Origin of the sequence: Paraburkholderia phytofirmans PsJN, from assembly GCF_000020125.1 — a bacterium.
Taxonomy (GTDB): domain Bacteria; phylum Pseudomonadota; class Gammaproteobacteria; order Burkholderiales; family Burkholderiaceae; genus Paraburkholderia; species Paraburkholderia phytofirmans.
Genome location: NC_010676.1, coordinates 719,117 through 733,324, shown reverse-complemented (window position 1 = coordinate 733,324; position 14,208 = coordinate 719,117). Strand labels below are relative to the sequence as shown.

Genomic DNA, 14,208 nt, shown 5'->3' with positions numbered 1-14,208 from the left:
CAAGGACGCCGACGCGTTTCACTTCAGGATGTCGGTTGCCTTGTGCCGCTCGTCCACGCCGTCGATCAGAATCACCGGCCCACGCGCATGCCGCGTGCGCAACGGCAGGATGTGTTGATACACTTCCGAGCGGTACCAGGCGCGCGCGGCGGCGAGATCGGGAAACGCAATCGCGATCAGATCGCCGTGCCATTCGCCTTCGAGTATCTCGGGGCGTGCGCCATGCACGATGAAATGGCCGTCGAACGGCGCGAGCGTGGCATCGATGCAATTGAGGTATTCGACGATGTCGTCGCCCGGCTCAACGTCGTGCAGATGGGCAATCGCGTAGGCAGTCATGGCGTGGCTCCTGGTCATGAGTGGATGCGGGTACTTGCATGCCGCTCATGGTCGGCTCGGGCATGAGGCGCGTCGATTACCTGTGAGGTAAAAAAACCCGCCGCGTCGCACACGAGGCAAGCGCCACGCCGCTATTGCGCGCTGACTTGCGCAAGCGCGGCAATCAGGTCGCCGAAGCGTTCTCCCTGAACCAGAATGTGCCCTCTCAACGCGGCGGCAGCGGCTTCGCCGTCGCCCGCTTCGAGCGCGTCCACGACCGCCTGGTGTTCATCGAACGAGGCGGCCACGCGGCCTTTGACGCGCAACTGCAAACGCCGGTACGGGCGCAGCAGTTTATGGAGCGCCTTCGCCTGGTCGTGCAGAAAACTGTTGTGACTGCCTTGATAGATCAGGCAGTGAAAGCGCTCGTTCAGATGGAAATATTCGTCCGGGCTGCCGGCGTCGCGCGCTTTCTGACATGCCACGTGCGCCTCGCGCAGCGTCTGCAATTCCTGCGCGTTCATGCGCCGCGCGGCAAGGCGGCTGCACATCGCCTCGAGTTCGGCCATCACCTCGAACATCTCGATCAGCCTGTGCAGGCTGATCTTCGCGACCACGGCGCCGTGCCGCGGCCGCATCTCCACCATACCTGCCGCGGCCAATTGGAGAAGCGCCTCGCGCACGGGCGTTCTGGACACCTCGAAGCGCGCGATCAATTCGGCCTCGTCGAGCGGCGCGCCCGGCGGCAGGTCGCCGGTCGCAATGGCTTCCTCGATGGATTCGCGCAGCTGGTCTGCGAGCGTGAGCTTGTTTGTCATGTTTGGACTCCATACGGAACCGAGTTGACCACAACGAGCATCCTGCCACCGTACGCGTAAACGATAGTTGAGAACGGTGTCAGTCGAATTATAAATACGGATGAGGTTTATAAATATAAAGATAAACCCCTTACAAAATATTGACAGGCCACTTTCGGCATATCCGCGTTGTTCGCGTTGTTCTTCCGATCACGGTCCGTCGCATCTACACGCGCGCACTCCTTTTCCCTGACCGTGTTCGGAGGCCTGACCATGAAGGTGCAGTCGGTAGCTGTATCCGTAGGAGTGGGTGTCGGAATCGCGTTGCTCGGTGGCTGCGGGCACGACAGCGTGTCGTCGTCCTCGCCCGCCATGGCGAAGGGCGCCGGCTTCATCCAGAGCTTCCAGATCGTGTCGAGCGCACCGGCGTTCGGCGGCGCCACGCCAGCCGGCGCGGCGGGCCCCTACCAGGTGATCAGCGCGGTCGTACACGGCGAACTCGATCCGAACGACCCGCTCAATGCGGGCATCGTGAACCTCAAGAACGCGCCGGTCGGCAGCGACGGCTACGTCGCCTATACGACCGACGTGGTGATCCTGCGCCCGCAGAACGCGTCGGCCGCCAAACGCGTGCTGTTCTACGACGTCGTGAATCGCGGCAGCAAGATCGGCGCGGCGTCGTTCGTGGGCGGCGGCGCGCTCGATACCGGCGCGGCGCCCTCATCCAGCTTCCCATCGCTGCTGCGCAACGGCTATACGATCCTGTGGAGCGGCTGGCAAGGCGACGTGCCGCTCGCCGGCAACAGCACCACGTCCGGCGCCGGCCTGCTCGGCGCCAGCTTCCCGGTGGCGACCAACAAGGACGGCACGCCGATGACCGGCCTGAGCCGCGAAGAATTCATTCCGGACTATGCGGGCGGCCCGCCCACCACTATTCCGTTGACGTATCCGCCGGCCAACCTGTCCGACAAGAGTTCAGTCACGTTCACTGCGCGCCAGTCGTGGCTCACCGCGTACGGCAGTATTCCTGGCGGGCTCGAAACCTATACCGCGCCGTCCCAGCCGGTGACGACATGGAGCTACGTCAGTACGCCGAACAATGTCTACGAAGGCAACTACTCCGTCACGTTCACGCCGCCCGCGACCGTGCCGGGCCCGAACGGCACGCAGGTTGCGCCTGATGCCGGGACCATTTACAGCTTCGTCTATCAAGCCGCCGCGCCGACCGTCGACGGCATCGGTTTCGCGGCCTTGCGCGACCTGGTGTCGTTCCTTCGATACGATACGGCCGACGCGCAAGGCGTCGCCAATCCGCTCAACGATCTGAAGAACGCCGGATGCGCGGCCACGACCTGCTCGACCAGCACGAACTTCGATATCGCGATCGGCGAAGGGATTTCGCAATCGGGCCGCTTCATGAAGGACTTCCTGTACCAAGGCTTCAACGTCGACAAGCACGGCAAGATCGTGTTCGACGGCATGTTCCCGATCATCTCGGCCGCGCGCCGCACGTGGACCAATGCCGCCTTCGCGCAGCCCGGCCGCTGGTCGAAGCAGCATGAAGATCACTTCATGCCGGGCTTCCAGTTCCCGTTCACTTACGCGACCACGACCGACCCCGTGAGCGGCGCCACTGACGGCATCCTGAAAGCATGCACGGCCACCAACACCTGTCCGAAGATCATGCAACTCGACGGCGCTTTCGAGTGGTGGGGCGGCGCGGCGTCGCTGGTCGTGACCGACGGACGCGGCAACGACATCCAGTTGCCTTCCAATGTGCGCTACTACCTGGTGGCAGGCACGCAGCACGGCGGCGGCAGTGGCGTGACGACCGGCAACATGACCGTTCCGGCCGCGGGCAGTCAGTGCCAGTTGCCGGGCTCGCCGGTCGAAGAAACACCGGTCGAACGCGCGCTGATTCCGGCGCTCGTCGCCTGGGTCGGCAAGGGCACGCCGCCGCCCGCATCGCAATATCCGACCGTGGCGGCCGGCACGCTGGTCGCGCCGACTCAGGCCACCGTGGGCTTCCCATCGCTGACCAACGTGATGGTGCCAAGCGGTGCGGCCGCGACGCCCACCTCGCTGCAATTGACCTTTAATGGCGAGTACAACCAGTTGTTCGTGACCGACTATAGCAATGCGGTTCCCGTGGTGAACACGGCGCAGGCGTACACGATTCTCGTGCCGAAAGTGGACGCCAACGGCAATGAAACCTCAGGCGTGCTGGTGCCCGACGTCGCCGCCCCGCTTGCCACTTACACCGGCTGGAACTATCGCGGCGCGGGACATGCGATCGGCGACGGCTGCATTTCGAACGGCGCCGCGATTCCGTTCGCGGTGAACGCCGCCGCGCAGGCCGGCGGCACCGACACGCGCACTACGCTCGCCACGCTGTATGGCGGCAGCCGCTCGAAGTATCAGGCCGCGGTCGCGGCCGCGGCGAACGCGCTGGTCAGTCAGGGCTATCTGCTGCAGGACGACGCCACCAACGTCTTCATTGCGAACGCAAGCGCCGTGTCCGCGACTTTGCTGCCGCAACCTTGAGCGGCCGCGCGCCGGGAGCGAACGACATGATGCACAGAGCAGGATGCACCGCCGCCGCGTTCGCCGTCGCTGCGCTGGTTGCTGCATGCGGAGGTGGTGGCGGTAGTGACAGTGCCGGTGCGCCGCCCGCTCCGTCTTCGAATGCTTCGGCGTATCAGAACAGCACGGCGCTCGGCAGCGTCGGTGCCGTTTCGCTGTCGCTCATCGCGGCGACGACGACCGTCAACGCCATGCTGGTGAGTCCCGTCGCTGCCCCGCTGCTCGTGGCGGGCAACAACGCGCTCGTGTCGACGCATCTGGCCACCAACGTCTCGGGCGCCGGTACGGCATGCGTGTCGGCGCCCACGAACAGTACCGGCACGGTGCGCGGCGTCAACGCGGGCGTCAATATCAAGAGCGTGGCCGCGCTGCTGGACAATACCTGGAGTGTGTCAAGCACGCCGTCCGCGAACTGGACGACGCTCGGTGCGAGCGGCGCCGTGTTCGACGGCTGGGAAAACTGCGGCGCGAAGGCAGAAGGCGCGCCTTCGCCGTCGTCCACCTTGACGGTCAACGCGGACGGCAGCTTCTCCGATAACGTGTTCGACGGCAATCCGTCCACCACCGTCACGACAGTCAATCAGAGCTTTACCGCCGCGCAAGCTGCCTCGATGTTGTCGGATGCCGGCTATCTTGACAGCAGCCAGCCCGCGAATCCGCAGACCATCAGGTTGAGGATTTACCACAACGCCGCGCAGCAGACCGTGCTGGTCGAACAAAGTATTCCGGCGAGCGGTGCGACGAATCAGAATCCGGGTTTCGTGGCGATTTACTTTCCGCGCTGATCGCGTGCCACTCGTGATCATTACAAGTCCATCGTCCTTACCGGCTCGCCGTACCCCGCGATCAATGCCGCGATAACGCAACGCGCCTTCACCCCTTCGAAGACCTCGACACGCTCCTGTTTCGTTATCGCAACAGGCGCCGACTGTCACTAGCGTTTGAAGAAAAGCCGTCGCCGCCCTATTCTGGTTTGACGCCCCCTTGATTTAAAAGGGCTTTTCGCCGAGATGCGGCATTTCATCACTCCACGAAACAAGCTATTGTAAAAATAGGCGCAAGACTTTGGAACCGGTTCCATTTATCATCCGGCCGGCAATCCGATGACTGCCGCAACGCAATTGCGCGCTCCAATCTGGTAACTAGAACAACATGCCTTCATCCCCTATTAGCTCTCGCCGTGGCTTTTTACGTACGGCTATCGCTCTGGTTCCGGCCGGCACGCTCGCCGGCTGCGAGGTCAAGCAATCCACGACGACTTCCGCGCCGGGCTCAAGCGAAGGCGCGGACGCGAACGCGGGCCGGGCATCCGGCGTGGACTACAAGCCGCATTTCTTCGACGCGAAAGAATGGGCGTTCATCCACGCCGCGGTCGATCGCCTGATTCCGTCGGACAGCGAAGGCCCCGGCGCCGTCGAAGCCGGCGTGCCCGAATTCATCGACAGGCAGATGGATACGCCGTACGCGCACGGCGCGCTCTGGTACATGCAGGGCCCGTTCACACAAGGCGCACCCGAACTCGGCTACCAGTTGAAACTCGTGCCACGCGATCTGTACCGCCTCGGCATCGCGGCGATCAACGCGTACTGCACGAAGACTTACGCGCATCCCTTCGACGCCCTCGATCCCGCCACGCGCGACACCGTGCTCGGTGCGCTCGAAAAAGGCAACGTCGATCTGGACAACGTGCCGGCCGGCGTGTTCTTCGGACAGCTGCTGCAAAACACGCGCGAAGGCTACTTCTGCGATCCGATCCACGGCGGCAACCGCGACATGGGCGGCTGGAAGATGATCGGCTTCCCCGGCGCGCGCGCCGATTTCATGGACTTCGTCAATCAGAACGGCGCGGCTTATCCGTATGGCCCCGTGTCGATCGAAGGAAAGCGCACTTGATGTCTACGCAAACCAAACCGCACGTCGACGCGGTGATCGTCGGCTTCGGCTGGACCGGTGCGATTCTCGCGAAAGAACTGACCGAAGCGGGCCTCAAAGTGGTCGCGCTCGAACGCGGCGAGTATCGCGACACCTATCCGGACGGCGCCTATCCGAACACGATCGACGAGCTGACTTATAACGTCCGCAAGAAGCTCTTTCTCGACCTCTCCAAGACCACCGTATCGATCCGTCATGCGCCGAACGATACCGCCCTGCCGTATCGCCAGTTGGCCGCGTTCCTGCCGGGCGAAGGCGTCGGCGGCGCGGGCCTGCACTGGTCGGGCGTGCATTTCCGCATCACACCGGAAGAGCTGCGTCTGAAGAGCCACTACGAGGAACGCTATGGCAAGCGCTTCATTCCCGAAGGCATGACGATTCAGGATTACGGCGTCAGCTACGACGAACTCGAACCGCATTTCGACTTCGCCGAGAAAGTGTTCGGCACCTCGGGCCAGGCGTACAAGGTCAACGGCAAGGTAGTGGGCGACGGCAACATTTACGAAGCGCCGCGTAGCGATAATTTTCCGCTCGCCGCACAACTGAACACGTATTCGGCCGAGCGCTTCGGCAAGGCCGCGCGAGAACTCGGATTGAATCCGTACCGTTTGCCATCGGCGAATACGTCGGGGCCGTACACCAACCCGTATGGCGTGCAGATGGGCCCGTGCAACTTCTGCGGATTCTGCAGCGGCTACGCGTGCTACATGTATTCGAAGGCGTCGCCGAATCTGAACATTCTGCCCGCGCTGAAACAGTCGCCGAACTTCGAGTTGCGTTCGCGCTGCCACGTGCTGCGCGTCGAACTCGACGATACGAAAAAGCGCGCCAAGGGCGTGACGTATGTCGATCCAGCGGGCAACGAAGTGTTCCAACCGGCCGATCTGGTGATCGTCGCGGCGTTCCAGTATCACAACGTCCATCTGCTTCTGCTCTCGGGTATCGGCAAGCCGTATGACCCGATCTCCGGCGAAGGCGTGGTGGGCCGCAATTTCGCGTACCAGAACCTCTCGACCATCACCGCGTTCTTCGACAAGGACACCTTCACCAATCCGTTCATCGGTGCGGGCGGCAACGGCGTCGCGGTCGACGACTTCAATGCCGACAACTTCGATCACGGCCCGCTGGGTTTCGTCGGCGGATCGCCGTTGTGGGTGAACCAGGCGGGCGCCAAGCCGATCAGCGGCATTGCCACGCCGGCCGGCACGCCGAACTGGGGTGCCGACTGGAAGAAGTCGGTGAAAGACCACTACGCGCACACCATTTCCATGGATGCCCACGGCAGCAACATGTCGTACCGCGACGTGTTCCTCGACCTCGATCCGACCTACCGCGATTCATACGGCCAGCCGCTGTTGCGCATGACCTTCGACTGGAAGGACAACGACATCAAGATGGCCCGCTACGTGACCGGCCAGATGCAGAAGATCGCGCAGCAGATGGGCCCCAAGTCGATCAACGTCTATACACGCGAATTCGGCGCGCACTTCGACTCGCGCCGCTATCAGACCACGCATCTGGTGGGCGGCGCGGTGATGGGCACCGATCCGAAGACGAGCGTGCTGAACCGCTACCTGCAAAGCTGGGACGTGCACAACGTATTCGTGATGGGCGCCTCGGCGTTTCCGCAAGGCATCGGCTATAACCCGACCGGACTCGTCGCGGCGTTGGCTTACTGGTCGGCGCGAGCGATCCGCACGCAGTATCTGAAGAACCCCGGGCCGCTGGTGAGCGTATGACGAAGAAGATCGATATCCAACGCCTCACGCAGGCGATGAAACGCGTGGGCGCGGCGGCCGTGCTGGGCATGACCACGCTTGCCGCCCACGCGGCAGCGCCACAAAGCCGGAACGACACAACGCTGATCGCGCACGGCGAGTATCTTGCGCGGGCCGGCGATTGCATCGCGTGTCATTCGGCGCCCTCAGGCAAGCCATTCGCCGGCGGGCTGAAATTCGACACGCCGATCGGCGCGATCTACTCGACCAATATCACGCCGGACCGCAGCACCGGCATCGGCTCGTGGACCTTCGCGCAGTTCGATCGCGCGGTGCGCGCCGGCGTGAAGCCGAACGGCGACACGCTGTATCCGGCCATGCCGTTCCCATCGTATGCACGCCTGAGCCAGGACGACATGCACGCGCTGTATGCGTACTTCACGCACGGCGTCGCGCCGGTGAACCAGAAGAACAAACCGGTCGACATCGTCTGGCCGCTATCGATGCGCTGGCCGCTCGGCATCTGGCGTCACCTGTTCGCGCCCGAGCCGGTTTCCTTCGACGCTAAGCGTTACGCCGATCCCGTGATTGCGCGCGGCGCCTACCTCGTGCAAGGGCTCGGCCACTGCGGCGCGTGCCACACACCGCGCGCGGCGACGATGCAGGAGCGCGCGCTGAGCGAGTTCGACGGCCCGGCGTTTCTCGCGGGCGGCGCGGCGATCGACGGCTGGATTCCGTCGAGCTTGCGCGGCAATCCGCGCACCGGCATCGGCGCGTGGAGCGAAGCCGATCTCGTGCAGTTTCTGAAGACCGGACGCACGCAGCACAGCGCGGCCTTCGGCGGCATGACGGACGTCGTGCAGCACAGCATGCAGCACATGAACGACGCCGATCTCACCGCGATCGCGCGTTATCTGAAGACGCTGCCGTCGACCGATCCGCAGGAAACGCCTTACGCGTACGACGACACGGCCGCACGCGCCCTGCGCATGGGCGACGCCAGCGCGCCGGGCGCGGCCGTCTATCGCGACAACTGCACGGCCTGCCACCGCAGCGACGGTCGCGGCTACAACCGCGTGTTTCCGGCACTCGGCGGCAATCCGGTCGTGCAGGGCAAGGACGCCACCTCGCTGATTCACGTGCTGCTCACCGGCAGCACGCTCGAAGGCACGAAGACCGCGCCCTCCTCGTTCACGATGCCCGCCTTCGGCTGGCGCCTGAACGATCAGGAAGTCGCGGATGTAACCAACTTCGTGCGCACCAGTTGGGGCAACAGCGGCTCGACCGTCAGCGCGACGGATGTCGCCAAAGTTCGCAAGACCGTCACGGTGCACGCGCCCGACATGCCGCCGGGCGCAGCGCTGAGCCACTGATCGCACGCGGCCTCGCGTGACGCGTCCCACTCGAGGGACGCGTCACAGGCATGGCAAGCGCCGCTGCGCACACCCTTCCTTGCTTCACGTAGTCCGCTCCGTTGCTCAGGAGCGGGCATCCGTGCGCGCGGAAAAAAGAGAGATCGCCATTCAGGCGACTTGAGATAGAAGTTTCAACCAGGCTATGAATACGATGAAAAAGCAATGGATTGCCGCCCCCCTGTTGATGTCGTTCGCCGGCATTGCGTCCGCGCAGAGCGCCGTCGTGCTGTACGGCATCGTGGATGCCGGCGTTTCGTACCGCAGCAACGAGCGCACCGGCACCACTGGAAACTATAGCGGCCACTCGAACGTCGCCGCGACGAGCGGCAACCTCTCCGGAAGCCGCTGGGGCATCAAGGGTCAGGAGGACCTGGGCGGCGGCTGGAACGCATTGTTCCAGCTCGAGGACGGCTTCGATATCACGAACGGCAAGACCGGCCAGAACGGCGGCCTGTTCGGCCGCCAGGCGTACGTGGGCGTCGGCAGCAAGCAGTACGGCACGATCACGCTGGGCCGCCAGTACACCTCGCTGAACGACTTCGTTTCGCCTGTCGCGCCGGTGGCGATGGTCGGCGGTTACGGCGCGCATCCGGGCGATATCGACGATCTGGATCAGACCGCGCGCGTCAACAACTCCATCAAGTACACGAGCGCGAACTATGCGGGCTTCACGTTCGGCGCGCTGTACGGTTTCGGTGGCCAGCCCGGCAGCCTGAAGCAGCAGAATACCTGGAGCGTGGGTGCCGCCTACGGCAACGGCCCGTTGCATGTGGGCGTCGGCTTCGAACGCTCCGACAACAGCAAGACCGGTGCGCGGGACACGACTTACGGCAAGTGGAACGGTACGGACGACGGTCTGTTCAATTCATCCATCAACGAAGGCTACGCGAGCGCGCAATCGCAACAGATCATCGCGACGGGCGCGACGTACAACTTCGGGCCGGCGATCGTCGGCGTGAATTACAGCAACGTGCAGTATCGCTCCGGCGCGGACTCGCTGTTCAAGGGACACGCCACGTTCAATATCGCGGGCGTGTTCGGACAATGGACGATCCGTCCCGCCGTGCAACTGTTCGCGGGCTACAGCTACACGCGTGGCGGCGAAGTGGATGGCGTGGATGAGCGCGCGCAGTATCACAACGTGACGCTCGGCGGGCAGTATGCGCTGTCCAAGCGTTCGACTGTCTATCTGATGGGTGGTTACCAGCACGCGTCGGGCGGCACGCTGGATGCGCTCGGCAATCCGGTCGCGGCTACCGCATCGGTTAGCGACAAGGGTAATGGCCACTCGTCGGCGGCGCAGTCGCAGGCCATTGTCAGCATCGGTGTGCGGCATAAGTTTTAAAGCTTCGATGCGGCGGCGCGGTTCAACGGCGGCGGCTGCGGCGCCGTCCGCCAATTGATCTAGCGCTGCGACTGCGGCGCCGCGTCGAGCATCTCCAGATGACGGGCTTCCGTTTCGTCGTCGGCGGGGAACATGCATTCGAGGCGCAACTCCTGCGCTGCGATCGTCTGCGGCGTGCCTACGGTCGCGACCATCGAGAAATACTTCATGACGTAGCCGTTTCTGACGAAGCCGATCGGGATCACCGGCATGGCCGCCGCGGCCCCGGCCGCCAAGTCGGAAGGCCCCGGCTGCATGTTCGTTTCCACATCCGGGTAGGCGCGCAACGCGTCGAGCAACTCGCGCGTCCGATCGTCGATCACGCGCCCCACCGACTCGCGGTAGACCCGCTGAATCAGACTGTCCGCCACGGTCTGCCAGTCGCTCACGAATGGGCGCATACCGTCCGGATCGAACACCAGATGCAACATGTTGCGCGGCCCCGTGCGCGCCGCCATGTCGATGAAGCAGTCAAAAAAACGCGGCGCCGCCTCGTTGGTCATCAGCACGTTCCAGTAGCGGTCCATGACCAGTGCCGGAAACGGCTCATGCTGACGCAGCATGCGTCCGAGCGCATTCGTGACGCTTTGCATTTCTCGTGCATTCCAGGCGGCGTCGGCATACATCGGCGCGTAGCCTGCGGCCAGCAGCAGCGTGTTACGTTCGCGCAGGGGGATGTCGAGTGCCTGCGCGGTATCCATCAGCATCTGACGGCTCGGCACGCTGCGTCCGCTTTCGATGAAGCTGATATGACGCTGTGACACGCCCGCATTGAACGAGAGGTCCAGTTGGCTGATGCCGCGCACATCCCGCCAGTGGCGCATCAAGATGCCGAGATCGTTCGGGGGCGTTTTTTTTACTGGGTTCGCCGGATTCATCGTGTGTTCCTGTCCGCAAGACGATACAGATAACGGGTTCGGCGAGCACAGCTCGGCCGAACCTCGTCGGTCAGCATACTCGCTAGCGCTGAGCGCGCCTTCCCTTACGAGAATCAAGCCGTCCAGGCGTGGACCTGAAACTGCGCTTCCAACGGAGGTTGCGTGATGCTGCCCACGTAGTTCGTGATCGTCGAGGCCGCCGCCACCGCCAGCACTTCGAGTACCTGATCACGACGGAAACCGGCTTCGAGAAATGCGCTGATGTCGCGCTCGTCGAGATGGCCGCGCCTCAGGATCGCGGTTTTCGTCAACGTGGAAAGCGCGGCATGCTGGCGGTCCGCAGGCGCGCGGCCTGCGCGAAGCGCTTCGACATCGGCGGGCGTGAGTCCCTCGTTCAACGCCAATGCTGTGTGAAATGCGACCGCCCACGTACATGCATTGGTGACGGCGTTGGTCAGCAACAGCGTCTGGATCTGCGCTTCCGTGAACGTGCCCGAATGGACTTTCTGAAACAGATTGATGAACGCACCGATCAGCATGGGCGATTCGGCCATGGCGCCCGCGATGTTGGGGATGAAGCCGAAGGTCTGCTGGAGTTGCTGCAATACCGGTTTGGATTGTTCCGGTGCGGAGCCGATGGTGTGAACTTGAAACTTCGACATGATGTGTCCTCGATAGTGAACGGGGTTCGGGGTGAACCGCGCGACAACCGAAGATTAGGCGTGGGGGTGAGGGGCGGCAATTACCTGGGATGTAATAGAAACGGCGAATCTTGCCACCGTGTCGGCTAGCGAGTGAGTGACTCGACGCCCGCTATTGGCAATGCGAAGACAACCTCATGCCTTGCGGCGGCACGCATATCGGCAACACTGAGCTCATAGGGCGGATAAGCATTCGCCGCAAGAGCATGGGGGTGGGTGAAGAGCGTCTATCGTGTCAATTCGACAACGCGCGCTTCGATACGGCTTCTTTTCATCCTGGTAACGCCATGGCTTCGCGGAGAGTAGTGCCATGAATTCAATCTGACTGCGGGCGTGGCATCTGCGCGCGGCACCAACCCAGCGCCACGCGCACTCGCCGCCAACATTGCCTTGCTTACCATGTTCACCTCGCCACTGTTCGCTACGCGAGTCGCCATTGTAGAATCCGAAAGCTCAATACGAGGCACCAAAGGTGCACGCCACGTCATCCAATCTGTTTATCGACAGCGCAAAACCGCGACATGTGCCCGATTTCCCCATCAGCCTGCGAAGAGCCGCATGTGTTCCAACGCTGCGGCAACACACGTGCGGCCTACGTCCCGCAGCATAGGGATCAGCGCGATATATCAAGCCAGGTCGTAACACAGTGAGCAGCAATTACCCGACAATAGAGGCCGCGACGATCTGGCCGAACTCGTCGCCCTTCTCATCGTCCGGAGACCAGCAATGAATAAACGCAATTTCCTGACCAGCGCTGCACTGCTGGGCGTGACCGCTGCGCCTGCTTTCGGTAGCCAGCGCGTCCGGAAAGAAGCCTGTGCGGCATCGCCCGTCGTTCTGACGATCACCGGCGCGATCAAACGCCACAATCGCGGCGCGCTCGATCCCGCGTTCGACCAGTTGCTCGCCAAGCATCAGGTGAAGTTCTCCGAAGCGTACGCCGTCGATTTCGCTTCGCTCGCCGGCATGCCGGCGGTGACGATCAGGCCCACCACCGAATACGATTCCCGTCAGCACACCTTGAGCGGCCCACTGCTCACCCATGTGCTCGAACACGTCGGCGCGCCCAGCGCGGGCAGCACGCAAATCGTCATGCACGCGGTGGACGGCTACGCAGTCGCGACGACGCTCGACAAGGTGCGCGCCTATCAATTCATCGTGGCGACGCAAATGGACGGCAAGCCGCTGCCGCTCGGCGGAGTCGGTCCGTTGTGGGCTACCTACGACGCAGACAACATCCCTGAGTTGTCGAGCAAGCCGCTCAAGGACCGCTTCGAACTGTCGCCTTGGGGTTTGTATCATCTGCAGGTAACCGAGGCTTAAAGGCTGAGATGCGCCGCCGGGCGCGACCTCAGAACAAATGATGAACCCCGGCAAGAACCACCGTCTGCCGCCCACCTGACGCAGCTCCAATACCAAGCGTATTCGCCACCGCGCCGCCGCCCGCGGTCTCGAACATCAGGTCAGCGTAAAGCTGCGTCGTCTTCGACAACGAATACACGTTCGCCACCGTGAATTGCGTCCAGCGATGCCCGTCGAGCGTCGCGGTCCAGGCTCCCGCCGCGACTTCCTCGGCCGGCGTCAAGCGAAGATTGGCGCCGCCGTCGAAGCTGCGAAAGTGCTCGCTGCCGCCGTTCGAAGCGATCCGTACATCGGTGGCGAGCGCATGCAGCGTCACCCGCTCGAACCGGTACGATCCGCCGATGCCCATGTCGCGCACCTGTTTTGCGTTGAAGCTCCCGCCGGGTACGAGCGTCTGCCCTTCGAACGAAGTCAACCCGAGCCCGTTCGACAGCGGCAGCAAACGGTCGCGATACTCGGAATACGCCGCCACCAGCCTGAGCGGACCATTCGTATAGTTGGCGCCGAAGCTGATGGTCCGCCCGTTGGTATTGCTGGCCGCCGCGCCGGGAAATCCATAGAGCGCGCCGAGCGTCAGGCCGCTATAGCTGGCGCTTTTCCATTTCACCGTGCTCGACAATTGCACGGGCAAGGTGCTGCCGAGACCATCCAGATTGCCGGGGTGAAACGCGGAGAAATCGCCGAGTAGTTGACCCGTCGAGACCGACCCGAGCCAGTCGAAATTCCAGTCGGTCTGACGGCCGAGCGTCACCGTACCGAACAGCGGATCGGATAATCCCACGTACGCCTGACGATTAAAGAACGTCGTGCTGCTCGCAGAGGCGCCGGTCGTCGTGACGAAACCGCTCTCGAGTCGGAACACGACCGAACGGCCCGCGCCGATATCCTCCACTCCCTGAAGGCCGAAGCGATCGGCCTGCAGGGTGCCCTGCTCGGCGATATAAGCCGATGAGCCGTGCAGATTGCTCACATAACCGAGACCTGCGTCGAGACTGCCATAAAGCGTGACACTGCTCTGCGCAAAAGCCGTCGAGGAAACGACGAGCGCAGCCGAGCCCGCGACGCGTGTCGCGAGGAAAGCGATTTTGATTTTCATGGCGTGTGGTGAAACGTTGGAAGG

13 protein-coding genes are annotated in these 14,208 nt (G+C 63.1%); 8 read left to right on the top strand and 5 right to left on the bottom strand.

What is annotated here, in order from left to right; translation table 11 throughout:
* Positions 1 to 18: 18 nt before the first annotated feature.
* Both BPHYT_RS23050 and BPHYT_RS23045 read right to left on the bottom strand, forming a co-directional pair.
* Positions 19 to 339, bottom strand: a complete 321-nt coding sequence (locus BPHYT_RS23050; RefSeq protein ID WP_012426528.1) for a DUF1330 domain-containing protein — start codon at positions 337 to 339, stop codon at positions 19 to 21.
* Between the two features lie 131 nt (positions 340 to 470).
* Positions 471 to 1,136 carry a GntR family transcriptional regulator gene (locus tag BPHYT_RS23045; protein ID WP_012426527.1) on the bottom strand — a complete coding sequence of 222 codons (666 nt, stop codon included), beginning with the start codon at positions 1,134 to 1,136 and terminating at the stop codon, positions 471 to 473.
* A gap of 252 nt (positions 1,137 to 1,388) precedes the next feature.
* Here BPHYT_RS23045 and BPHYT_RS23040 point away from each other — a divergent pair, with 252 nt between their 5' ends.
* The 6 genes from BPHYT_RS23040 to BPHYT_RS23015 all read left to right on the top strand — a co-directional run bounded on the left by BPHYT_RS23040 (position 1,389) and on the right by BPHYT_RS23015 (position 10,108).
* Entirely contained in the window at positions 1,389 to 3,659 is a 2,271-nt protein-coding gene (locus BPHYT_RS23040; protein ID WP_012426526.1) for an alpha/beta hydrolase domain-containing protein, read from the top strand.
* A gap of 26 nt (positions 3,660 to 3,685) precedes the next feature.
* On the top strand, positions 3,686 to 4,483 hold the full coding sequence (locus BPHYT_RS23035) for a hypothetical protein (protein WP_012426525.1): 798 nt from the start codon (positions 3,686 to 3,688) through the stop codon (positions 4,481 to 4,483).
* Positions 4,484 to 4,850: 367 nt separating this feature from the next.
* Positions 4,851 to 5,591, top strand: coding sequence for a gluconate 2-dehydrogenase subunit 3 family protein (locus BPHYT_RS23030; RefSeq protein WP_012426524.1), 741 nt, complete (start codon positions 4,851 to 4,853; stop codon positions 5,589 to 5,591).
* Complete coding sequence (locus tag BPHYT_RS23025; protein WP_012426523.1) at positions 5,591 to 7,369, top strand: GMC family oxidoreductase; 1,779 nt, start codon at positions 5,591 to 5,593, stop codon at positions 7,367 to 7,369. The genes BPHYT_RS23030 and BPHYT_RS23025 overlap by 1 nt, the downstream gene beginning before the upstream one ends.
* Complete coding sequence (locus BPHYT_RS23020; RefSeq protein ID WP_012426522.1) at positions 7,366 to 8,721, top strand: c-type cytochrome; 1,356 nt, start codon at positions 7,366 to 7,368, stop codon at positions 8,719 to 8,721. Before BPHYT_RS23025 ends, BPHYT_RS23020 begins: the two co-directional genes overlap by 4 nt.
* A 193-nt stretch (positions 8,722 to 8,914) precedes the next feature.
* The gene (locus BPHYT_RS23015) at positions 8,915 to 10,108 is read left to right on the top strand and encodes a porin (RefSeq protein ID WP_012426521.1); all 1,194 of its coding nucleotides are present in this window, start codon (positions 8,915 to 8,917) and stop codon (positions 10,106 to 10,108) included.
* A gap of 59 nt (positions 10,109 to 10,167) precedes the next feature.
* Here BPHYT_RS23015 and BPHYT_RS23010 read toward each other — a convergent pair whose 3' ends face one another.
* Positions 10,168 to 11,025 (bottom strand): helix-turn-helix domain-containing protein, encoded by an 858-nt coding sequence (locus BPHYT_RS23010; RefSeq protein WP_012426520.1) that lies wholly within the window; start codon positions 11,023 to 11,025, stop codon positions 10,168 to 10,170.
* Between the two features lie 113 nt (positions 11,026 to 11,138).
* Positions 11,139 to 11,687 carry a carboxymuconolactone decarboxylase family protein gene (locus tag BPHYT_RS23005; RefSeq protein WP_012426519.1) on the bottom strand — a complete coding sequence of 183 codons (549 nt, stop codon included), beginning with the start codon at positions 11,685 to 11,687 and terminating at the stop codon, positions 11,139 to 11,141.
* 176 nt (positions 11,688 to 11,863) lie between these two features.
* Between BPHYT_RS23005 and BPHYT_RS37475 the strand changes: the two genes are divergently transcribed.
* Positions 11,864 to 12,040 (top strand): hypothetical protein, encoded by a 177-nt coding sequence (locus BPHYT_RS37475; RefSeq protein WP_083772092.1) that lies wholly within the window; start codon positions 11,864 to 11,866, stop codon positions 12,038 to 12,040.
* Between the two features lie 412 nt (positions 12,041 to 12,452).
* Positions 12,453 to 13,049: a molybdopterin-dependent oxidoreductase gene (locus BPHYT_RS23000; RefSeq protein ID WP_012426518.1), complete on the top strand. Its 597-nt coding sequence runs from the start codon at positions 12,453 to 12,455 to the stop codon at positions 13,047 to 13,049.
* 28 nt (positions 13,050 to 13,077) lie between these two features.
* Here the strand turns inward: BPHYT_RS23000 and BPHYT_RS22995 are convergent, their stop codons facing one another.
* Positions 13,078 to 14,184, bottom strand: a complete 1,107-nt coding sequence (locus BPHYT_RS22995) for a porin (RefSeq protein ID WP_012426517.1) — start codon at positions 14,182 to 14,184, stop codon at positions 13,078 to 13,080.
* Positions 14,185 to 14,208 lie beyond the last annotated feature (24 nt).

Coding starts and splice junctions, on each gene's coding strand:
- BPHYT_RS23050 (WP_012426528.1), bottom strand. CDS start 339: ATGACTGCCTACGCGATTGCCCATCTGCACGACGTTGAGCCGGGCGAC.
- BPHYT_RS23045 (WP_012426527.1), bottom strand. CDS start 1,136: ATGACAAACAAGCTCACGCTCGCAGACCAGCTGCGCGAATCCATCGAG.
- BPHYT_RS23040 (WP_012426526.1), top strand. CDS start 1,389: ATGAAGGTGCAGTCGGTAGCTGTATCCGTAGGAGTGGGTGTCGGAATC.
- BPHYT_RS23035 (WP_012426525.1), top strand. CDS start 3,686: ATGATGCACAGAGCAGGATGCACCGCCGCCGCGTTCGCCGTCGCTGCG.
- BPHYT_RS23030 (WP_012426524.1), top strand. CDS start 4,851: ATGCCTTCATCCCCTATTAGCTCTCGCCGTGGCTTTTTACGTACGGCT.
- BPHYT_RS23025 (WP_012426523.1), top strand. CDS start 5,591: ATGTCTACGCAAACCAAACCGCACGTCGACGCGGTGATCGTCGGCTTC.
- BPHYT_RS23020 (WP_012426522.1), top strand. CDS start 7,366: ATGACGAAGAAGATCGATATCCAACGCCTCACGCAGGCGATGAAACGC.
- BPHYT_RS23015 (WP_012426521.1), top strand. CDS start 8,915: ATGAAAAAGCAATGGATTGCCGCCCCCCTGTTGATGTCGTTCGCCGGC.
- BPHYT_RS23010 (WP_012426520.1), bottom strand. CDS start 11,025: ATGAATCCGGCGAACCCAGTAAAAAAAACGCCCCCGAACGATCTCGGC.
- BPHYT_RS23005 (WP_012426519.1), bottom strand. CDS start 11,687: ATGTCGAAGTTTCAAGTTCACACCATCGGCTCCGCACCGGAACAATCC.
- BPHYT_RS37475 (WP_083772092.1), top strand. CDS start 11,864: ATGCCTTGCGGCGGCACGCATATCGGCAACACTGAGCTCATAGGGCGG.
- BPHYT_RS23000 (WP_012426518.1), top strand. CDS start 12,453: ATGAATAAACGCAATTTCCTGACCAGCGCTGCACTGCTGGGCGTGACC.
- BPHYT_RS22995 (WP_012426517.1), bottom strand. CDS start 14,184: ATGAAAATCAAAATCGCTTTCCTCGCGACACGCGTCGCGGGCTCGGCT.